15 protein-coding genes and 1 pseudogene are annotated in these 20,463 nt (G+C 68.1%); 10 read left to right on the top strand and 6 right to left on the bottom strand.

Going from position 1 to position 20,463, the window contains the following annotated elements:
- From QZ709_RS09050 to QZ709_RS09035, 4 genes and pseudogenes are all read left to right on the top strand, one after another.
- Positions 1 to 263: pseudogene (locus tag QZ709_RS09050) on the top strand (efflux RND transporter periplasmic adaptor subunit); the annotation flags it as partial.
- Between the two features lies 1 nt (position 264).
- The gene (locus QZ709_RS09045) at positions 265 to 3,345 is read left to right on the top strand and encodes a CusA/CzcA family heavy metal efflux RND transporter (RefSeq protein ID WP_294636947.1); all 3,081 of its coding nucleotides are present in this window, start codon (positions 265 to 267) and stop codon (positions 3,343 to 3,345) included.
- Positions 3,342 to 4,262, top strand: coding sequence for a DUF535 family protein (locus QZ709_RS09040; protein WP_294636946.1), 921 nt, complete (start codon positions 3,342 to 3,344; stop codon positions 4,260 to 4,262). The genes QZ709_RS09045 and QZ709_RS09040 overlap by 4 nt, the downstream gene beginning before the upstream one ends.
- Before the next feature lie 101 nt (positions 4,263 to 4,363).
- Positions 4,364 to 4,879 (top strand): SLOG family protein, encoded by a 516-nt coding sequence (locus QZ709_RS09035; RefSeq protein WP_294636945.1) that lies wholly within the window; start codon positions 4,364 to 4,366, stop codon positions 4,877 to 4,879.
- Between the two features lie 296 nt (positions 4,880 to 5,175).
- Here the strand turns inward: QZ709_RS09035 and QZ709_RS09030 are convergent, their stop codons facing one another.
- A complete protein-coding gene (locus tag QZ709_RS09030) occupies positions 5,176 to 7,014 on the bottom strand; it encodes a TolC family outer membrane protein (protein WP_294636944.1) in 1,839 nt (612 codons plus the stop codon).
- Positions 7,015 to 7,305: 291 nt separating this feature from the next.
- Between QZ709_RS09030 and QZ709_RS09025 the strand changes: the two genes are divergently transcribed.
- Together QZ709_RS09025 and QZ709_RS09020 are read left to right on the top strand one after the other, a co-directional pair.
- On the top strand, positions 7,306 to 7,947 hold the full coding sequence (locus QZ709_RS09025) for a transglutaminase-like cysteine peptidase (RefSeq protein ID WP_294636943.1): 642 nt from the start codon (positions 7,306 to 7,308) through the stop codon (positions 7,945 to 7,947).
- Positions 7,948 to 7,969: 22 nt separating this feature from the next.
- On the top strand, positions 7,970 to 9,889 hold the full coding sequence (locus tag QZ709_RS09020; protein WP_294636941.1) for an EAL domain-containing protein: 1,920 nt from the start codon (positions 7,970 to 7,972) through the stop codon (positions 9,887 to 9,889).
- Between the two features lie 52 nt (positions 9,890 to 9,941).
- Here the strand turns inward: QZ709_RS09020 and QZ709_RS09015 are convergent, their stop codons facing one another.
- Genes QZ709_RS09015 through QZ709_RS09000 form a run of 4 tightly spaced genes read right to left on the bottom strand, consistent with a single transcriptional unit; the run spans position 9,942 to position 14,781 of the window.
- Positions 9,942 to 11,387, bottom strand: coding sequence for an HlyD family type I secretion periplasmic adaptor subunit (locus QZ709_RS09015; RefSeq protein WP_294636940.1), 1,446 nt, complete (start codon positions 11,385 to 11,387; stop codon positions 9,942 to 9,944).
- A 15-nt stretch (positions 11,388 to 11,402) separates the two neighbouring features.
- On the bottom strand, positions 11,403 to 13,577 hold the full coding sequence (locus QZ709_RS09010; RefSeq protein WP_294636939.1) for a type I secretion system permease/ATPase: 2,175 nt from the start codon (positions 13,575 to 13,577) through the stop codon (positions 11,403 to 11,405).
- Between the two features lie 55 nt (positions 13,578 to 13,632).
- Positions 13,633 to 14,178: an NUDIX hydrolase gene (locus QZ709_RS09005; RefSeq protein WP_294636938.1), complete on the bottom strand. Its 546-nt coding sequence runs from the start codon at positions 14,176 to 14,178 to the stop codon at positions 13,633 to 13,635.
- Between the two features lie 30 nt (positions 14,179 to 14,208).
- Entirely contained in the window at positions 14,209 to 14,781 is a 573-nt protein-coding gene (locus QZ709_RS09000; RefSeq protein ID WP_294636937.1) for a chorismate lyase, read from the bottom strand.
- Between the two features lie 92 nt (positions 14,782 to 14,873).
- Between QZ709_RS09000 and pgeF the strand changes: the two genes are divergently transcribed.
- Positions 14,874 to 15,728, top strand: a complete 855-nt coding sequence (gene pgeF / locus QZ709_RS08995; protein ID WP_366937158.1) for a peptidoglycan editing factor PgeF — start codon at positions 14,874 to 14,876, stop codon at positions 15,726 to 15,728.
- Here the strand turns inward: pgeF and QZ709_RS08990 are convergent.
- Positions 15,648 to 15,974: a hypothetical protein gene (locus QZ709_RS08990; protein WP_294636935.1), complete on the bottom strand. Its 327-nt coding sequence runs from the start codon at positions 15,972 to 15,974 to the stop codon at positions 15,648 to 15,650. The genes pgeF and QZ709_RS08990 overlap by 81 nt on opposite strands.
- A 786-nt stretch (positions 15,975 to 16,760) precedes the next feature.
- Between QZ709_RS08990 and phaC the strand changes: the two genes are divergently transcribed.
- From phaC to QZ709_RS08975, 3 genes are read left to right on the top strand one after another with little or no spacing between them, the layout of a single operon-like run.
- Positions 16,761 to 18,398 (top strand): class I poly(R)-hydroxyalkanoic acid synthase, encoded by a 1,638-nt coding sequence (gene phaC, locus QZ709_RS08985; protein WP_294636950.1) that lies wholly within the window; start codon positions 16,761 to 16,763, stop codon positions 18,396 to 18,398.
- A gap of 60 nt (positions 18,399 to 18,458) precedes the next feature.
- Positions 18,459 to 19,637 (top strand): acetyl-CoA C-acetyltransferase, encoded by a 1,179-nt coding sequence (locus QZ709_RS08980; protein ID WP_294636934.1) that lies wholly within the window; start codon positions 18,459 to 18,461, stop codon positions 19,635 to 19,637.
- Between the two features lie 55 nt (positions 19,638 to 19,692).
- On the top strand, positions 19,693 to 20,430 hold the full coding sequence (locus QZ709_RS08975) for a 3-ketoacyl-ACP reductase (protein ID WP_294636932.1): 738 nt from the start codon (positions 19,693 to 19,695) through the stop codon (positions 20,428 to 20,430).
- The last annotated feature ends 33 nt before the right edge of the window (positions 20,431 to 20,463 follow it).

Raw genomic sequence — 20,463 nt, 5'->3', positions numbered from 1 at the left:
GGCCTGAGCTCTTTGTTCGTCTGGCGCCGCTGGCCGATGGGGCCGAGCCTGCCGTGGTCGTACCCAACAGCGCCCTGGTCACCGTCGGGGTGCAGGACTTCGTGTTCGTGGAGCGCAGCCCCGGTCTGCTCGCTCGGACCGCGGTCACGCTGGCCCACCGGGGCCGCGAGGTGAGCCACGTGCGCGCGGGCCTGCGGCCCGGCGACCGGGTGGTGACGCAGGGCGCCGTCCTGCTGGAAGCCGAACTGGCATCGGACGACTGACATGCTCGAAAAAATGGTCCGCTTCGCGCTCATGCAGCGCGTTTTCGTGGTGATCGCCATCACAGCACTGCTGCTGGTGGGGGGCTATGCCGTCGTGAACCTGCCGGTGGAGGCCTTTCCCGATGTGCAGGACGTTCAGGTCCAGATCATCACCCCCTATCCCTCCGCTGCGCCCGAAGAAGTCGAGCGCATGATCTCCCGTCCGATCGAAGCCGAGATGAGCGGGGTGCCCCGCATCACCCAGCTGCGTTCGGTGTCGATGACCGGTCTGTCTGTCGTCACGTTGCTGTTCTCCGATGGGACGGACGACTACTTCGCACGTCAGCAGGTGCTGGAGAAGCTGCAGAACGTCTCGTTGCCCCCCGGCACGACGTCGCAGCTGGCGCCGCTCACCACGGCGGTGGGCGAGGTTTTCCGCTACACCCTGCGCGGTCCTGCCGGCATGCCGCTGTCCGAGATTCGCACCATTCAGGACACCGTCGTACGCCCGTTGCTGCGCCGCGTGCCCGGCATCGCCGACGTTGTCACGATCGGCGGGGCCATGCGCGAGGTGCAGGTGCGCGTGCGCCCGGACGCGCTGGTGAAGTTCAACCTCTCGCTGGCCGACCTGCAGGCGGCGCTGAACAAGGGCAGCGCCAATGCTGGGGGCGGTGTGCTGCAGCGCGGTGACGAGGCCCTGGTCGTGCGCTCGCTCGGCCTGTTCAACTCCCTGGACGACGTGCGCCGCGCCGTGGTTCTGGCCCGCAACGGACTGGCCATCACGGTCGGTGACGTCGCCGAGGTCGCCTGGGGCGAACGCGAGCGCGCGGGGCGTGTGGCGCTGGACCACGATGACGACGTTGTCGAGGGCATCATCAACATGACGCGGGGGCAAGACCCGGCCAAGGTCATCGCGGCGCTGGATGGCGGCCTGAAAGCCCTGTCCGAGCGCCTGCCCAAGGGCGTCCGCGTCGAACGCATCTACGACCGCCGCGACCTCATCGAGCACACCGTTCACACCGTTGCCGAGAACATGCTCGTGGGCGCCGTGCTGGTCGTTGCCATCCTGGTGCTGTTTCTGCGGAACTGGGCTGCAGCACTCATCGTGGCCAGCGTGATTCCGCTGTCTCTGCTGACGGCATTCACGCTGATGCACCTCAAGGGCATGTCGGCCAACCTGATCTCGCTGGGGGCCGTCGACTTCGGCATCATCATCGATTCGGCCGTGGTGCTGGTCGAGGCCCTGATGGTCCGCCTGACGCTCGACGCCGCCGAAGGCCCGGCGCGCTCGGACGCGGCGCACCGCATGATCGCATTGCGGCAGACGGCCACGGCCATGGGACACCCGATCGTGTTCTCCAAGGCCATCATCGTGCTGGCCTTCCTGCCCATCTTCACGTTCCAGCGCGTCGAGGGCAAGATCTTCTCGCCCATGGCGTTCACGCTGTCGTTCGCCCTGGCCGGCGCCGTTGTGCTGACCCTGACCTGGGTGCCCACCATGCTGGCCTTCCTGCTGGGCCGCCGCACGCTGCTGGAAAAGCACCTGCCGTGGATGGAGGCCATCAAGGACCGGTACCTGACGGCCCTGCTGTGGTGTCGCGTCCGAAGCAAGGCGGTGGTCGCTGGCTCCGTGGCGGTGCTCGGCGCAGCCTTGCTCCTGGTGCCTCTGCTGGGCAGCGAATTCCTCCCCAAGCTGGACGAAGGCAATCTGTGGATCACCCTGAGCCTGCCGCCCTCGAGCAGCATGGCCGCCACCAAGGCGGTGGAATCCCGCCTGCGCGCGATCCTGCTGGACACGCCGGAGGTTCGCAAGGTCGTCACCCACATCGGCCGCCCCGATGACGGCACCGATCCCAAGGGGCCCAACAGCATCGAAATGCTGGCCGACCTGAAGCCGCGCGCCACCTGGCGCTTCGCCGACAAGGAAGCCCTGGTGGACCACCTGGCGGGCCGCATGTCGGGCCTGCCCGGGGTGCACCCGAACTTCAGCCAGGTGATCCAGGACAACGTCGAGGAAGCCCTGTCAGGTGGCAAGGGAGAGCTGGCCATCAAGATCTTCGGGCCCGACCTCGATGTACTGAGCCAGAAGGCCGACCAGGTGGCGGCCGTGCTGTCCGGCATCCGGGGGGCAGCCGATGTGGAACCCATCCGCATCAGCGGCCTCAGCGAGGTGGCCATCCTGCCCGACCGCGATCGCCTGGCGCGGCACGGCATCACCATCGAAGACTTCAACGCCCTGGTGGAGACGGCCCTGGGTGGGCGCGCGGTCAACACCTTCTACGAAGCCCGGCGCAACGTGGACGTGACCCTGCGCTTCGATCGACCGTATCGCGATGCGATCGAGTCCGTGGGGCGCCTGCCCGTGGCCTTGCCGGGCGGCGGCAGCGTGCCCTTGTCCGAACTGGCCTCGGTGTCGGTCCGACAGGGGCCGACTCGGATCTCGCGTGAAGCCGGCGGCCGCATGGTGCACATCAAGGCCAACCTCCGCGGGCGTGACCAGGGCAGTTTCGTGGCCGAAGCCCAGGACAAGGTCGCACGCGCCGTGCGGCTGCCGCCCGGCTACACCATGACTTGGGGCGGTCAGTTCGAGAACCAGCAGCGTGCACTCAAGCGGTTGCTCGTGGTCGTGCCCTTGTCGCTGGGGGGCATCTTCGTGTTGCTGTTCTGGGCCTTCCGGTCGGTGCTGCGAGCCTCTCTGGTGCTGGCCATGGTGCCTTTCACCCTGATCGGCGGTTTTGTGGCGCTGGGCCTGGCCGGGATGCACCTGTCGATCTCGGCTGCCGTGGGCTTCATCGCGGTGGCGGGCATCTGCGTGCAGAACGGGGTGATCCTGGTCGAAGAGGTGCAGGCCAAGCTGGACAACGGTCTGAGCCGCAGCAAGGCCATCGTGGAAGGGGCTGTGGTGCGCCTGCGACCCATTCTGATGACGGCGCTGATGGCCGGCCTGGGGCTGTTGCCCGCGGCGCTGTCGCGCGGCATCGGGTCAGAAACCCAGCGACCGTTCGCCCTGGTGATCGTGGGCGGCATCGTGTCGGCCACGGTGTTCACGCTGCTGCTCCTGCCCACCCTGTTGGCCGTGTTCGAACCGGAGGCCGAGTCGTGATCCCGCCGAGTCCCGCCCACGCCGACGTCCTGCGTTGGCCGTCCATGGGGGAGTACCTTGCCCTCAAGCGCACGCGCCGCTCCAACGTGGGCCGCCTGCTGAAGACTGCGTGGCTGTATACCGTCACCTTTCCGTTGCGGCCGGAGTTCGAGCGTGCCGTAGCCGGCGTGCCCGAGGTCGCGACCGTTTTGCAGCACAACCGGCGCCTCTACCTCTCGGCATTCGATTGCGGCTTCGACGTACGCCTGGGTGCCCGCGCCCGCTTTCGGGCCCTGGCGGCCGGCTTGCAAGCCGTGGTGCCACGCCTGCTGGATACGCGTGCCCCTTCGGTGGGGCTCAGCGAATGGATGGTCTGGTGTGACGACGCATCGGGATGCAGCGTGCGCCTGGGCACCAACCGCCTTGCGCCTCAGGAGGGCATCTGGATGCTGAGCCTGTTCGATGGCGACGGGGTTCACCTCTTCATGCTGTCCTTCACGGTGGTGGGCGACGTGGCTTACATCGGTTCTGTGCAGGGAGCGGTCCGCGAAGAAGAGGGGCGGGACCGCATCCGACAGCTCACCAAGGCCTTGCACGGCCTGCGTCCGCACCATGCCCTGCTGGAGGTCTGCCGTGCGCTGATGCAGGCCTGGTCGGTGCCTCGGCTGGAAGGCATCGATGCGGAGTGGCAGGTGAAGGCCGCCGACGGCAGCCGTGCCCGCGATCGGGTGCATTTCGATTACCGGGCGTTCTGGTCCGAGGCGGGCGGGCAAGCCGGCGCCCAGGGTTACTGGCATCTGCCGCTGCAGGCGCCGAGACGGCCGCTGGAGGACATCGACGCCCGCAAGCGGGCCATGTACCGACGCCGTTACACCCTTGTGGACGACATGACGGACGCCGTGGCGCGCGACTGGCGTCCGGTCGACGCCCCCGCATGACCCTGACGACGCCCTGACCTCGGCACACGAAAGTGCAAGGCCGACGACCGCCTGCCAGACTGCGATGCGTGTCCGTTTCCACTTGGTCTCCTCCATGTCCCATGCCGTGCTGGCACTGCCAGCACTACGGTGGCAGCCCTCGCCGGGCTGACAGCCCGCTCAAGGCCATCTGTCTGCTGAACGAAGCGCAGGGGGCGGTGAGCGTTCAGGCCAAGGGCGACTCGGGCTGCGAGAGCTGGGTCGCCTCGGAGCGGGCGCCCATGCGCTTGCTGGTCTGCGGCAGCCTCGTCTTCCCGGACCGGCATGCCGTGTTCCACGCATTGGACCTGGTGCTGACCCGCCGCCGAGTGGACATGCTCATCCATGGCGCTGCTGCCGGGGTGGACACGCTGGCCGATCAGTGGGCCGTGGCCCGGGGGATCCGGCGGCAGCCTTTTCCCATTTCGCCAGAGCAGTGGGCGAGGGTGGGGATGGCCGCCAGTCCACTGCGCAACACGCGCATGCTGCTCGAGGGACGGCCGGATGGCGTGGTGGCCTTTCCCGGCGGCCCGGGGACGGAAGACATGGTTCTGCAGGCACGGGTGGCTGGCATCCCGGTGTGGCGGCCCTACGCATGACCCAAGAAAAAACCCGCCGCACTGCACGAGCACGACGGGTCTGTCGGGAGGGCTCACCGCCCCGCCTGGCGCGCCGAGGTGACCTGGCTGCGCCGAACTCCCTGATGACAGGGCCGCCTCACTGGCGGTCGGGCCAGGGCGGGGTCACCCCGCCTCGCGCTGCCAAGCAGCGGTCCATGCCCGTGACGACCACCGATATCCGGCGTGTCCCGTTGTCAGTCCACAAACAACCGGGCTGGCAACGCCTTCAGTGTGCCTTCAACCCGCGCACGGCGGGTGTGAAAGACGCACGGATCTCAGCGGTTGCTTTCCCGCACGATGACCCACTGGCCGTCCTGCTGCTGCCAGGTCAGCGCCTTGGCGGTCCGGTCCTTGAAGTTGCTCGAGCTGTAACCCTGCTCGAAGGTCGTCACGACGGTGTCACCCTGGGCCGTGGCCTTGATCTGGTCGAGTTGCACATCGATGGCGCCAGGCTTGGTCACGAGGCGACGACGGTCTGCCGTCCACTGGGCCACCGAGCCCTTGCTGGGCTTGAAGCCGCGGGCGTAGAAGCTCAGATAGCGGTCGGCGTCCTTCGACATCCAGGCGGCGGCCCAGTCGCGCAGGCGCTGGGTGACGGCCTCGGCCGACGCAGGTGCCTTCGCTTGCACGGCAGACGACTGAACCGCCGGTGCCGCCACCGGGGCCACGGCGGCTGCCGGCACCGCCAGCTTGCGGGCACGGGCATCCAGTTCTTCGCGGCTGGTCGGGCTGACTTCAACGGAGACCACCGGGCAGCGCTGTGCCGCATCGTCGGCAGCCTGCCAGTCCTTGACCAGGTCCGACTGGTTGCCGTCCTGGGTCAGACCGAGCGTGCTGATGAGCGTGTGGCGGGCCGCCTGAGAGCGCGCATAGGCCAGCAGCAGGTCATGCTCTGCGTTGGCGTAGGCGCGGCGGGCGGTGTAGAGCTCGTTCTCCGAGTTCAGCAAGTCCAGCAGGCTGCGCTGGCCGATGTCGAACTGCTGACGATAGGCGTCGCGGGCTTTCTCGATCGCCAGCACGTTACGGTCCAGCGCGGCGAGCTGGTCACGCAGCTTGCGGATGTCGTTGTGGGCGATGGCACTGGTCTGGCGAACGTCACGGCAGGCCTTGTCACGCTGATCGGCCGCCTGGTTGATCAGGTCGGCGAACTGGCGCACGCGGGCGCGATCCGAGCCCCCGTTGTAGAGGTTCCAGTTCAGCACCAGTTCGGCGGCCGTGTCGCGCTTCTGGTTCTGCACGCCGTCGAAGTTGTTGCCCATGCCGGTGCGCACGCGGGCTTCCACGCGCGGCTGGAAGGCACTCTCGCGGCCTTCGGCCTGAGCTTCCACGGCACGCAGGTTCTCGACGGCCGCGCTGATGGCCGGGTTGCGCGCCAGCGCCTGGTTCACGTGCTCGGCGTTGGCGGCCAGCAGTCCCTTGTCCAGACCGGCCGGCTGCGGCAGGCTGGGTGTCGGGGCCTCGCCCACGATCCGCAGGAAACGGGCGCTGACATCATGCAGGTTGGCGATTTCGGTGGTCAGGTTCGATTCGGCCAGGGCCAGGCGTGCGTTGGACTGCTCGGCATCCACACCACGGCCCACGCCCGCCTTGAACTTCGACTGCAGTTGGTCTGCTGCGTACTTGTGCTGGACATAGTTGTCCTCGGCCAGTTGCACCATCTTGCGGTAGCGCAGCACGTCCAGATAGGCGCGCGCGGCTTCCAGGGCGGTGTCCTCGCTGGCAGACAGGAACTCGAAATAGCGCACGGTACGGGCATGGCCCAGGCGCTCGACTTCCTTGCGGGTGGCCTGGCCGTCCCAGAGCATCTGGGTGGCGCTCAGGGCCACGCCGTTGCGGCTCAGGCTGCGGTTTTCGGGGTCGCGCGAGGTGATGCGGTCGCGGTCGCGGCCCACGCTGGCGTTGAGGTCGACACGGGGCAGGAAGCCGCCCCGGGCCACGTCGGTTTCGTTGGCCGCAGCCTGCAGCGCGTTCAGACGGGCGGTGACTTCGGGGTTGGTGCTGAGTGCCTTCTGCACGGCGGCGGCCATGCCAGCCGGTGTCTGGGCGGAAGCCAGGGTGCTGAGGCTGGCCAGCATCAGGGCGGTCAGGCCGAACTTGGTCGTATTCTGCGTCACTGTGTTGCCTTCAGGGAGAGACAGGCCTGGAATATCGGCCAGTGGGCCCTCGAACTACAACGGTGAGGCGCCCTGGTTACTTCTGTGTTCGTAAACAGCCCATTTTGTCACCAAAGGTGTGTAGCCCTGCAGGGGGTGATCCCCTTCGTGCAAGGGGGCCCCCCTTGCCTGAACGGTGAAGGACGGTTTTCAAGTCTGGCCGCCAGCGGCCGATACCGAACTGTGGTGACTTTTCCTGCGTCTGCGCCTGTGCCGCACCTCGTTCGAGCGAGGGGCCTAGGCCTGCGTGCCTTGTGGTTCGCGGGCCTGCTGGCGCTCGTGACGGCGCTGTGGGGCGCGGCGGTCGGATGGGCGCTCGACCCGCCTCGGGTGCTGTCCCAGGCTCAGCGCATGGGGCCCACCACCGTGGCACGCGTCCAGGCCCTGCTGCAGGAAATCGCCGAGGTTGCCCCCCAGGACGAGGAAGCCCGCCTGCGCGCTCTGAACACCTTTTTCAACCGCCAGGTTCAGTACAAGGACGACCGGGAAGTCTGGAGCCTGGTGGATTACTGGGCCTCGCCCCTCGAGATGCTGGCGCGCGGCCAGGGCGACTGCGAGGACTACGCCATCGGCAAGTACTTCGCGCTGATGGCGGCCGGTGTGCCCAGCGCGAAAATGCGCATGGTGTACGTGCGTGCGCAGACCGCGGGCACGGTGCAGGCGCACATGGTGCTCGCCTACTATGCTCAACCCGACGCCGAGCCCCTCATTCTGGACAACCTGGTGACCGAGATCCGGCCGGCGTCACGGCGGCCCGATTTGACGCCAGTTTTCAGCTTCAACGCCGAAGGCTTGTGGCAAGGTGTCGGGAGTTCGACCGCAGGTGACCCGGTGGCGCGGCTGTCGCGCTGGCGCGAGGTGCTGCTGAAGGCCCGGTCGGAGGGGTGGTGGTGAACGCCGTACAGGTGGAGTGTCTATGTCCTTGATTCGTCAGATCTGGTTGTTGTTGCTGGCGACGCTGTTGTTGGCGTTCTTCGGCAGCTTCGCCGTCTGGATGGTGTCGGCCCGCGGGTATCTGGAAACGCAGTTGCGGCTGAAGAACGCCGACAACGCCCAGTCGCTGGCCTTGAGCCTGTCGCAGCAGAAGGGCGACCGGACGGCCATCGAGCTGACCGCGGCGGCCATGTTCGACACCGGTTTCTACCAGCGCATCACCATGCGGGATGCCGCCGGGCGGGTGGTCTTCTCCCGAGAGGCGGATGCCGATGCGCAGGCCCCGCAGGCGCCCGGCTGGTTCGTGCACCTGGTGCCCGTCGTGTCGGTGCCGGGCGTGGCCCAGGTGTCGGACGGCTGGCGCGCGCTGGGTTCGGTCGAGGTGGTCAGTCACGCCTCGTTCGCGCACCAGCAACTCTGGCAGGGCAGCCTGAAGACGGCAGGCCTGCTGGCCGCGTTGGGCGCCCTGGCCGGTGTGGCCGCGGCGTTCGGCGTGCGGCGCATCCGCTCGCCGCTGGATGCCACGGTGGCCCAGGCCCAGGCGCTGATGGAGCGGCGCTTCGTGACCGTGGCCGAGCCGGCCGTGCCCGAACTGGCCCGTCTGAGCCGGGCCATGAACGAGGTGGTCCAGCGTCTGAAATCGCTGTTCGAGGAGCAGTCCGCCCAGGTGGAGCAACTGCGCCAGCAGGCGCATTGCGACCCGCTCACCGGCCTCTCGCACCGGACCCACTTCATGGCCCAGTTGCGGACCACGGTGGCGGCCGAGGAAGGCCCGGGCGACGGCATGCTCTACCTCATCCGGGTGCTGGACCTGACGGGCATCAACCGCCAGCTGGGCCACCGCGCGACCGACGCGCTGTTGCAGAAGGTCGCCGGCGTGCTGCGTGGCGTGTGGGCCGATGTGCCCGGGGTGGCGCGGGGGCGTCTGAACGGTGGCGATTTCGCCGTGCTGGTGAGCCAGGGCGATGTGGCCCCGCCGCCTGCGGCCTACTTCGCCGATGTGCTGCGACGCGTGCTGGGTGAGATGGCCTCGCCGGCCCAGATCGTGGTGGGGGCCGTGGGGTGGCACCGCGGCATGCCGGTGGCCCAGGTGCTGGCTGCAGCCGACTCGGCGCTCGCCCGTGCCGAGAGCCGGGGCCCGTTCTCGGTCGAGACGGCCGACATGCCCCGGCCGGACGTGGCTGTGCTGGGCGAAGACGCCTGGCGGGTGCGCTTTGAGGACGCCATGGCTGGAGGCCGCCTGCAACTGGTTCGCTACCCGGTGGTCGACCGTGCCCGGCATCTGGTCCACCATGAATGCCCGCTGCGCATCCAGTTCGAATCCGAAGGGGGCCATGAGCCTGCGGCCGCCTGGCTGCCGATGGCCTTGCGCACCGGCGTGATCGCCCGCATCGACGAAGCCGCCGTGGCGCTGGCCCTGCTGGAGATCGAGGCCGACCGCGAGCCGCGCTGCGTCAACCTGTCACCGGCTTCGCTGGCTGACAGCGGCTTCGTGCCACGCCTGCGTGCGCGCTTGGCATCGCTGCCCGAGGCCGCCCGTTTGCTGTGGCTCGAGGTGGATGAAAGCGCCGCCGTCGACCGTTTCGACATGGTGCGCGAGCTGTGCAAGCAGCTGCGTCCGCTGGGCGCGCACGTGGGGCTGGAGCACGCCGGCAACCGGCTCAGCCGCATCAGCCTGCTGTTCGAGGCCGGCCTGGACTACGTGAAGCTGGAGGCCTCGGTGGTGCACGGCGTGGCGCAGGACCCGTCCCGCTCGGCCTTTGTCTCGGCCACGGTCAGCATGCTGCATGGCCTGGGCCTGGAGGTGTTTGCCGAAGGGGTGACGGACGCCGCCGACATCCAGGCGCTGGCACAGGCTGGCCTGGATGGCGTGACCGGTCCGGCCGTGCGTCTGCCGGATTGATGCCGGCCCGGCGCTGTTGGGGCGTCGGCCGAGTGGCCGGTGACCTCCTTGCTCAGCGCTCGCGCAGGGCGTGCGAGCGCGCCTTGAGCACCGGCTTGAGCAGGTAGGACAGCACGGTCTTCTTCCCGGTCAGGATGTCCACCTCGGCGGTCATGCCGGGGATGATGGGCATCTGTTCGCTGAAGTTGGCGCGCTGCGTGCGCACGCGCACCATGTAGAAGGTGTTCTGGCCGCGCTCGTCGGTGACGGTGTCCGGGCTGATGTTCTCGACCACGGCATCCAGGCCGCCATAGACCGAGAAGTCGTAGGCTGTGAACTTGACGGTGGCCTGCTGTCCAGGGTGGATGAAGGCAATGTCGCGTGGCTGGACCTTGGCCTCCAGCACCAGGGCGTCGTCCAGCGGGACGATCTCGACGAGGTCCTTGCCCGGCGTCACCACCCCGCCCACGGTGTTGGCCAGCAGGCGCTGCACGCGACCGCGCACGGGCGACTTCACCTGGGCCTTGTCGACCTTGTCCGCCAGTGCCACCGCGCCCTGGTTGAGCGCGTTCAGGCGTGCCAGCACGTCAGACAGTTCCTTGCGCGCCTCGTTGCGGAACGACAGCTCCGTCTCGGTGATCTTGCGGGTGGCTTCGCTGATGGCCGCCTGGGCTCGGCCGATCTGGGCACTGGCCTGTTCCATCTCGCCGCGCGCGCGCGTCACATCCCGTTCCAGGCGCAGCACGTCCACTTCGGACACGGCGCCGGTGGCCAGCAGCGGGCGGGTCTTGGTCAATTCCTGCTGAGACAGATCGAGCGCACGGGCCGCCGAGTCGCGACGCGCCCGGTACTCGCTGGCTTCCTGCTGGCGCTGGGCCAGTTGCTGCTGGCTGATGGACACGAGGGCCGCGAGTTCCGATCGGCGCGCGTCGTACAACTGGCGCTCTTCGTCGACGATGCGCTGCTCTTCGGCATCGCCGTCCCGGGGTGTGGGCGGGCGGAAGACGTCGCCTTCGGCCAGGGCCTTGAGGCGGGCCTGCTTGGCCTGCAGGGCGAAAGCCTGTGCGGCGCTCTCGCGCACGCCCGACGTGGCCCGGGTCTCGTCGATGCGCAGCAGCAGCTGCCCGGCCTCGACGACCTGGCCTTCCTGCACCTTGATCTCCGACACCACGCCGCCATCGAGCGACTGGATCACCTGCAGTTGCCGCGAGGGGATGACCTTGGCATCGCCCTTGGCCACCTCGTCCACCTCGGCCAGCGCGGCCCAGACGACCAGCACCACGGCCACGGCCACGGCCGAGCGCACCAGGGTCTGCGCCCGGTGGGTCTGGGCTCGGGACATCACGGCGTCGGCTTCGTGCTCGAAAGCCGGCATGCCGGCTTCACGCGCCTGCGCTTCATCGATGCGCGGGCCCGCCAGGCGGTCCAGCAGCGGGTCGGTCACGGGGGCAATGACCCCGCGCACACGTTCGAGCACCCGCACGGCGCCCTGGCCTGACCGGATCAGCTTGTTCGTCATGTCTGTGGCCCTCGGTCAGGATGCGCGGGCGATGCGGCCCGCCGTCAGCGCCTGCATGATGCGGTCGCGCGGCCCATCGGCCACCACCTTGCCCTGGTCGATCACGATCACCCGGTCGACAAAGCTCAGCATCGACGTGCGGTGGGTGACCAGCAGCACCGTCTTGCCCTGGCAGAAGGCCTGCATGCGCTGCGTCACCAGCGCCTCGGTCGAGAAGTCCATGGCGCTGGTCGGCTCGTCCAGCAGCAGCAAGGGGGCGTTGTGCAGCACGGCGCGCGCAATGCCCACGCTCTGGCGCTGGCCGCCCGACAGCAGCTCGCCGCGTTCGCCCACCGGCAGGTCGAAGCCCTGCGGGTGGCGCTGAACGAACTCGGTCAGGCCGGCGGTGTCGGCCGCGGCCACGATGGCTTCGTCCTGGGCGTGCGGCATGCCGAAGGTGATGTTCTCCCGCAGCGAGCCGAAGAACAGGTTCACGTCCTGCGACACGTGGCCGATGTTGCGGCGCACGTCGGCCGGGTCCAGCTGGCGCAGGTCGATGCCGTCCAGCAGCACGGCGCCTTCCGTGGGCTGATACAGCCCCATCACCAGCTTCTGCAGCGTCGTCTTCCCCGAGCCGACCTTGCCGATCAGGGCGACGCGTTCGCCCGCGGCCACCTTGAAACTCACGTCGTCCAGCGACCGGTCGTCCCGCCCCGGGTAGGCGAAGGACACATGGCGGAACTCGATCTCACCCTTCAGTTCGCGGCGTTGCACGAAGGCGCTGCCATCCGGGCGCTCGACGGGCTGCCCCATGATCTTCTCGAGCGATTCGAGGGCGGTGCGTGCGCCCTGGTACTGCATCAGCAGGCCGACGATCTGGCCGGCCGGGGCCAGCGCCCGGCTGGCGAGCATGCCGGCCGCGATCAGGCCACCCATGGTGAGCTGGCGGTCGGTGATCAGGTAGACGCCGATCACAACGATGCTGACCGACACCAGCTGGGTGAGCGTCATGGTCGTGTACATGGCCGAGGACGACAGGGCGCGCATGCGCACATTGAGGGCCGACAGGTACTGGTTCGCCCGCTCCCAGCGCGACTGGATGAGGCTTTCCGCCCCCTGCGCCTTGATGGTTTCGATGCCCGTGAGGCTTTCCACCAGGGTGGCGTTGCGCTGCGCCGAGGCCTGGTAGGTCTGCTGTGACAGCTCGTGCAGGCGGAACTGCAGCACATAGCCGGCCACCACGATCAGCAGGAAGATGACCACCACCGGGGCCATCAGCCACGGCGAGATCCAGCCGATCACGCCCAGGAAGAGCAGGGCGAAGGGCAGGTCGATCAGCGCCGTGACGGTGCCGGAGGCGATGAAGTCGCGCACCTGCTCGAAGCCACGCAGGTTGGCCGCGAACGAGCCGACCGAAGCCGGGCGGTTCTCCAGGCGCATGCCCAGCACCCGTTCCATCAGCGTGGCAGAGATCTGTACGTCGATCCGGGCGCTCGCCTCGTCGACGAAGTGACTGCGCAGCAGTTTGATGAACAGGTCGCTGCCGAGCACCAGGACCACACCGATGGCCAGCACCCACAGGGTCTCGGTGGCGTGGTTGGGCACGACGCGGTCGTACACGTTCATCGAGAAGATGGGGTAGGCCAGCGCGAACAGGTTGATGAGCAGGGCGGCCCACAGCACGTCCCGGTAGACGAAGCGCTGGGCCAGCACCGGGCCCCAGAACCAGTGCCCTTGACGGGTGGCACGGACCGCGGGGGCGCGCTCGTCGAAACGGAAGTGCGGACGCGCCGACAGGACCACGCCGGTGTGACGCGCCTGCAGCTCGGCCAGCGGCAGGGCAACGGCACCCTGACCCGATTCGGGCAGCAGGATGCGGCACAGCCCATTGGCCTCGCGGGAGAGCAGCACGCAGGCGCGGTTGTCCTTGAGGATCAGGATGGCCGGCAGGATCAGCGGGTCGATGTCCGCCAGTGGCAGGCGCTGGACCCGGGTGGCCAAGCCTGCACGGCCTGCAGCCCGTTCCGCGAGCGCGAGCGTCAGGGGGCCATCTGCCAGCGGCAGTCCGGCGGACAGCGAGGCGCGCGAGGCCGCGATCCCATGCAGGCGGCACACCTCGATCAGGCAATCGAGCAAGGGATCGGGGGTCACCAGGTCGTCCCTCACGCGAGGAGCGGTCTGGGCAGCAAGGGGTTCCTGAGGGGCATTCATCGGTCGTGTGCGGGCAGCGGTGCCCGCGCGAGGCCCCGGGGCCGGCGCGGGTGGATCAACGGATATCGGCGCAATGGACGCCGAATTGACCCGTTTCCCGGTCCGCGAAATAGCGTTCCAGTGTCATTCGCACGGTGCGGAAGGCCAGATCGTCCCAGGGAATCTCGTCCTGCCGGAAGAGGCGGGCTTCCATGGTCTCGGGGCCCGGCGCGAACTCGGTGTCCAGCAGGCGGGCCCGGTAGAACAGGTGGACCTGGCCAGCGCTCACCACATTGAGCACGCAGTACAGGTCGCCCAGCTCGATGTGGGCGCCGGCTTCCTCGTCGGTTTCACGCGCGGCACCCTCTGCGGTGGTCTCGCCCAGCTCCATGAAGCCGGCGGGCAGCGTCCAGAAGCCCTTGCGCGGCTCGATGTTGCGCTTGCACAGCAGCACCTGGTCGTCCCAGACCGGCACGGTGCCCACCACGTTCAGCGGGTTGACGTAGTGGACGTGGCCGCACGAGGGGCAGATGGCCCGCTCGCGGTTGTCGTCGGCAGGCACCTTGTGCTCGACAGGGGTGCCGCAGACCTGGCAGTGCTCGATTCGGCGTGCAAACAGCATGGACCCAAGTGTAGGGCAAGGCGGTCGGGCTCAACGGCGGCGGTGCGTGTGACCCTGGGCGCCCCGGGATGGCCTAGAGCGGGCCCCACGAGGGGTCGTCAGGGTGTCCACCCAGGGCGAGAAAGCCTCCAGCACCTGCAGTGGCTGCCCCTTGTGGTGGAACACCGAATGGCGGACCCAGGCCGGGGGAGTGTCGTTCCAGGGGCCCGCCCCCCGGGTCCAGCTGCGCCGCACCAGCGCCCCCTCGCGGGAGGCTGCGGCCAGCCGCCTAGCCTGCAGAGGGCCGCGATGCACCTGCCGATGGGCAAACAGCAACTCGGCCAGGGGGCGCGTTCCCAGGCCTTTGATGGCCCGCCACGCCCCTCGTGTGGCCAGCAGGGGGGTGACGCTGCGGGCCCAGACCGCGGGCCGGCCATCCACCATGAGCATGACCTCGCGCACGTGCCCGCTACGGCACCCGATGGCAGCCTGCTCCTGCGGCCACAGGCGCAGATGCCCCTGGCGCAGCACGCGCACTGTGACCGGGCCGTGGGCGCGCAGGCGGGCAGTCAGCGAGCCAGGCGCGTGCAGCCAGCCCGTCAGCAAACGCTGCAACAGGGGCATGCCCGCGCGGGCGCATCGGGCGCACCGGTCGTATCGGGGGCGTGTGGCGTCACAGGTTAGCATCGGGCCGGCATCATAGCCCTCCGCCGCCCATGACCCAGCCGCCTGCCTCGCCCGACACCGCTCTGCCGTCCAACCCGCCGCTGTTGCCGTCCGGCTGGATACAACCGACGCTGGGCGCGGGTGTCGGTGCCCTGATGACCGCCCGTGCGGGGGGACTGGGCACCGGGCCGTACGGCAGCTGCAATCTGGGCGACCACGTGGGGGACGAACCCGAGATCGTGGCCGGCAACCGGGCGCGCGTGGCTGCCCTGACCGGCGCACGGCCTGTCTGGCTGAAGCAAGTGCATGGCAACCGGGTGGTGCGATTGACCGGCGAGCATGTGGGGGCGGTACAGCCTGAAGCCGATGGGGCGCTGTGCACCGAACCCGGGGTGGCCTGTGTCGTGATGGTGGCCGACTGCCTGCCCGTGCTGCTGGCTGCCCCACAAGGCCGCGGTGTAGCGGCCTTGCATGCAGGCTGGCGTGGCTTGGCCGGGGCGGGCGAGATGGCGGGCAAGGGCATCCTGGAGACCGGGCTCGCTGCGTTGTGCGATGCCACCGGCTGTGATCCGGGCGATGTGCGCGCATGGCTGGGGCCCTGTATCGGCCCCTCGGTGTTCGAGGTGGGCGAGGACGTGCTGACCGCTTTCGGCGTCGATCCCGCCGAGGCGCATCCTCGGTTCGTGCCCCGTCCTGCACACGCCGACGACGAGACGCCGCGCTGGCTGGCCGACCTGGCCGGGCTCGCCCGTGATCGCCTCATGACCCTGCGGATGGCGGACGATCGGATCGGCGGGGGGCGCTGGTGTACCGTCAGTGCGCCGTCACGGTTCTTTTCGTTCCGGCGGGATGCCGGGCGCACGGGTCGGCAGGCCGCTTGCATCTGGCTCCAGGGAGACGCCTGAGTCAGCGGGCGCAGCGGGGCCATCGTCCTGACTGCGCTGGATGGCCGCACCGGCCTCGGCGGCGCGCCGAGCCTGGCGCCGGGCGGGGGTGCTCAACAAGTACATCAACAGGGCGAGTGGCCCGACCCCGTAGAACAGGAACGTGATGATGGCGCCCAGCACCGTGCCCTGCGGGTCGGTGGCTTCCGCCAGCGCCATCAGGGAGGCCACGTACATCCAGGCCAGCGCGACTATCCAGGTCCACATCGGGCAACGCTCTCCAAGGCTCTCAGGGGAAATCCTGCAGACGGTAACGGCGCGCACCGTGACCATGGGATTTGACGACGATCAGACGGCGTGCCGCATTCATGGCGATATTGTGAAGGCGGTGCCCGCGCTTACCGTGGTCCGAGGCCCTGTTGGAAAGACGGCAAAAGCCGCTCGTCGTCATCGGCGCGTGAAAAATGTGCCTCCAGAATAGGGCAATATGCATGGATCGAATGTGCCCGCATGGGGCCTCATGTGAGTAGGAGACGTATGGCGGTATCTCCCAGGTCGCGCAGCACGCGCACCCGGCCAGCAAGCGACGCTGCGCCGAGCAAGGTTTCTTCCTCCGGCCCGACCGCTCAGGCCGCGGCGACGCCCCCGAAGCGTTCCCGCCAGCGGGCGTCGGCCCGCCCGGCCGAGCCGGTCAACGTGGAGGCCGCCGAGACTGCAACGGCGATGGGCTCGCAGGGCCCGGCCGACTTCGCGGGGATGTTCTCGGCTCCGTTCCAGGCCTTTGCACGGGGGCTGCCCGGTGTCAACGGCCTTGAGGCAGGCGGATGGGACTTCACCCGGTGGATGGACTGGGCTCGCAGCCAGGGCGTCGAGCCCGGGCGCCTGTTCCAGTGGCCCCAGAACGGGGCGACGCCCACATGGCCTGCCGCCGTCCCGGACGCGCTGCAGCAGTCCCTGTCTCAGTGGATGAGCCAGTCCGGCGCGTCTGCGCCCGGATGGCCGAAGATGGACCTGCCCGCAGGAGCCTCTGCGATGACCGAGGCCGCCGAGGCCATGGGCCGCAGCCTGGGTGCCACCATCCAGTCGATCGCGGGGCTCAGCGTGCCGCCTGAAGAGATGCAGCGCATCCAGCAGGACTACGTGCAGCAGGCCACGAGCTTGTGGAACCAGGCCATCGACCGCCAGGCCGAGTGGAAGCCCGCCGACAAGCGCTTCGCCGCGCCGGAGTGGTCTGCCAATCCGGCCGCCGCGTTCACCGCTTCGATGTACTTGCTCAACAGCCGCACGCTGCGCCGGCTGGCCGATGCGCTGCAAGGCGACGACAAGGCCCGCGAGCGCGTGCGCTTCGCCGTTCAGCAGTGGGTGGACGCCTCGGCGCCCAGCAACTTCCTGGCACTCAACCCGGAGGCTCTGAAGAAGGCGCTCGACACCGGGGGTACCAGCATCACGCAAGGTGTGCAGCAGCTCCTCCATGACCTGCGACAGGGGCATCTGTCGCAGACGGACGAAAGCGTCTTCCATGTCGGGCAGAACGTGGCCACCAGTGCGGGCCAGGTCGTGTTCGAAAACGCGTTCTTCCAACTGATCGAGTACGCCCCGCTTACCGACAAGGTCTACGAGCGCCCGTTCCTGTTCGTGCCGCCGTGCATCAACAAGTTCTACATCCTCGATCTGCAGCCCGAGAATTCGGTCGTGCGGCATCTGGTTTCCCAGGGGCACCGGGTGTTCATGGTCAGCTGGGTCAACCCCGACGAAAGCCTGTCGCAGGCCACCTGGGATGACTATGTCGAGCAAGGTGTGTTCGAGGCGCTGCGGGTCACCCGTGACATCACCGGCGCCGATCAGGTCAATGCGCTGGGATTCTGTGTGGGCGGCACCATGCTGGCCACGGCACTGGCCACGCTGGCAGCTCGGGGAGAGCACCCTGTTGCCAGTCTGACGCTGCTGACGGCCTTCCTGGATTTCAGCCAGACCGGCATCATGGACGTCTTCGTGGATGAGGCCATGGTGCGCATGCGCGAGATGACCATGGGGCCCGACAGTCCGAAGGGCGGGGGATTGATGCGTGGCGGTGATCTGGCCGCGACCTTCTCGTTCCTGCGCCCGAACGACCTGGTCTGGAACTACGTGGTCGGCAACTATCTCAAGGGCGAGCCCCCGCCGGCGTTCGACCTGCTGTACTGGAACAGCGACAGCACCAATCTGCCGGGCCCGTTCTACACCTGGTACCTGCGCAACACCTACCTCGAAAACAAGCTGGTGCAGCCCGGGGCCGTCGAAGTGTGCGGCGAGCCGCTCGACCTCGGGCTGCTCGACATGCCGACCTTCATCTACGGTTCGCGTGAGGACCACATCGTGCCCTGGGAGAGCGCCTACGCGTCCACACAGGTGGTCCAGGGGCCGAAGACGTTTGTATTGGGCGCATCGGGCCACATCGCCGGTGTGATCAATCCGCCCGAGAAGAAGAAGCGCAGCCATTGGGTCAGCGGCGAGGTGGCACGGGCCTTGCCTGAGCACGCATCGGACTGGCTCTCGACGGCCGAAGAACGTCCGGGGAGCTGGTGGCCTGTCTGGACGGAGTGGCTGTCGAAGCATGCGGGCAGGCAGGTGGCTGCGCCCACGCGGCCCGGAAGCCGGGCCCATCCCCCCATCGAAGCCGCGCCCGGCCGCTACGTGCTGCGCAAGGCTTGAACCGCATGAGCCCGGCGCACGGGCTCTTCATTGACATTGACTGAGAGACAGGAGCGTCACATGACCGACATCGTCATCGTTGCAGCCGCACGGACCGCAGTGGGCAAATTTGGTGGAACCCTGGCCAAGACCCCGGCCGCGGAACTCGGTGCTGTCGTGATCAAGGATCTGCTGCGCCGCACGGGGGTGTCCGGGGAGCAGATCAGCGAAGTGATCCTGGGCCAGGTGCTGCAGGCAGGTTGCGGTCAGAACCCGGCACGCCAGGCCGTCATCAAGGCAGGCCTGCCCAATTCGGTGCCCGCCATGACGATCAACAAGGTGTGCGGCTCGGGCCTGAAGGCCGTGATGCTGGCCGCACAGGCCATCCGCGACGGTGATGCCGAGATCGTGATCGCCGGTGGTCAGGAGAACATGAGCCTGTCGCCGCACGTGGTGCCGAACTCGCGCGACGGCATGCGCATGGGCAACTGGTCCATGGTCGACACCATGATCAACGATGGCCTGTGGGACGTCTACAACCAGTACCACATGGGCATCACCGCCGAAAACGTGGCCAAGCAGTACGGCATCAGCCGCGAAGAGCAGGATGCACTGGCCCTGGCTTCGCAGCAGAAGGCGGCGGCGGCCATCGAAGCGGGTCGTTTCAAGGACGAGATCGTGCCGGTCGTGATCCCGCAGCGCAAGGGTGACCCGGTCGTCTTCGACACCGATGAATTCGTGAACCGCAAGACCAGCGCCGAAGCGCTGGCCGGCCTGCGTCCCGCCTTTGACAAGGCCGGCTCGGTCACGGCGGGCAACGCCTCGGGCATCAACGACGGCGCTGCCGCCGTGATGGTGATGTCGGCGGCCAAGGCGGCCGAACTCAAGCTTCCCGTGCTGGGCCGTATTGCTTCGTACGCCAGTGCTGGCCTGGACCCGGCCACGATGGGCATGGGGCCGGTGCCGGCCTCGCGCCGTGCGCTCCAGCGTGCCGGCTGGACGCCCGCCGAGCTCGACCTCCTCGAAATCAACGAAGCGTTTGCCGCTCAGGCATGCGCCGTGCACAAGGAAATGGGCTGGGATACCAGCAAGGTCAACGTGAACGGCGGTGCGATCGCCATTGGGCACCCCATTGGTGCGTCGGGCTGTCGCATCCTCGTGTCGCTGCTGCACGAGATGGGGCGCCGTGATGCCAAGAAGGGCATCGCCTCGTTGTGCATCGGTGGTGGCATGGGCGTGGCCCTGACCATCGAGCGTTGAGTTCACGGTTTTCTGTTCGGCGACACCACAAACACCTTTGGAAGAGGAGATAGACATGACTCAGAAAGTGGCATACGTGACCGGTGGCATGGGCGGCATTGGCACCTCGATCTGCCAGCGCCTTCACAAAGATGGCTACAAGGTCATCGCCGGCTGCGGCCCGAGCCGCGACCACGTCAAGTGGCTCGACGAGCAGAAGGCGCTGGGCTACACCTTCTACGCTTCGGTGGGCAACGTGGCCGACTGGGAGTCGACCGTGGAAGCCTTCCGCAAGGCCAAGGCCGAGCACGGCCCGATCGATGTGCTGGTGAACAACGCAGGCATCACACGAGATGGCATGTTCCGCAAGATGACGAAGGCGGACTGGGATGCCGTGATGGACACCAACCTGAACAGCCTGTTCAACGTGACCAAGCAGGTCATCGACGACATGGTCGATCGGGGCTGGGGTCGCATCGTCAACATCAGCTCGGTGAACGGCGAGAAGGGCCAGTTCGGTCAGACCAACTACTCGGCAGCCAAGGCCGGCATGCACGGCTTCACCATGGCCCTGGCCCAGGAAGTGGCCAACAAGGGCGTGACGGTGAACACGGTGTCGCCGGGTTACATCGGCACGGAGATGGTGCGGGCCATCCGCCAGGACGTGCTCGACAAGATCGTCGCCACGATCCCTGTCAAGCGCCTGGGCACGCCCGAGGAAATCGCGTCGATGGTGTCGTGGGTTGCCAGCGAGGAAGCCGGCTTTGCCACCGGCGCCGATTTCTCGGTCAACGGCGGTCTGCACATGGGCTGATCTATCCCGGATCCACCGCCGGCACAGGATCGC

This window comes from uncultured Aquabacterium sp. (assembly GCF_913773725.1).
In the GTDB taxonomy this organism is placed as follows: Bacteria; Pseudomonadota; Gammaproteobacteria; order Burkholderiales; family Burkholderiaceae_C; genus Aquabacterium.
This window is presented reverse-complemented; position numbering and strand designations above follow the sequence as displayed.

Coding starts and splice junctions, on each gene's coding strand:
- QZ709_RS09045 (WP_294636947.1), top strand. CDS start 265: ATGCTCGAAAAAATGGTCCGCTTCGCGCTCATGCAGCGCGTTTTCGTG.
- QZ709_RS09035 (WP_294636945.1), top strand. CDS start 4,364: ATGCCGTGCTGGCACTGCCAGCACTACGGTGGCAGCCCTCGCCGGGCT.
- QZ709_RS09020 (WP_294636941.1), top strand. CDS start 7,970: ATGTCCTTGATTCGTCAGATCTGGTTGTTGTTGCTGGCGACGCTGTTG.
- QZ709_RS09015 (WP_294636940.1), bottom strand. CDS start 11,387: ATGACGAACAAGCTGATCCGGTCAGGCCAGGGCGCCGTGCGGGTGCTC.
- QZ709_RS09010 (WP_294636939.1), bottom strand. CDS start 13,577: ATGAATGCCCCTCAGGAACCCCTTGCTGCCCAGACCGCTCCTCGCGTG.
- QZ709_RS09005 (WP_294636938.1), bottom strand. CDS start 14,178: ATGCTGTTTGCACGCCGAATCGAGCACTGCCAGGTCTGCGGCACCCCT.
- QZ709_RS09000 (WP_294636937.1), bottom strand. CDS start 14,781: ATGCCCCTGTTGCAGCGTTTGCTGACGGGCTGGCTGCACGCGCCTGGC.
- pgeF (WP_366937158.1), top strand. CDS start 14,874: ATGACCCAGCCGCCTGCCTCGCCCGACACCGCTCTGCCGTCCAACCCG.
- QZ709_RS08990 (WP_294636935.1), bottom strand. CDS start 15,974: ATGTGGACCTGGATAGTCGCGCTGGCCTGGATGTACGTGGCCTCCCTG.
- phaC (WP_294636950.1), top strand. CDS start 16,761: ATGGGCCGCAGCCTGGGTGCCACCATCCAGTCGATCGCGGGGCTCAGC.
- QZ709_RS08980 (WP_294636934.1), top strand. CDS start 18,459: ATGACCGACATCGTCATCGTTGCAGCCGCACGGACCGCAGTGGGCAAA.
- QZ709_RS08975 (WP_294636932.1), top strand. CDS start 19,693: ATGACTCAGAAAGTGGCATACGTGACCGGTGGCATGGGCGGCATTGGC.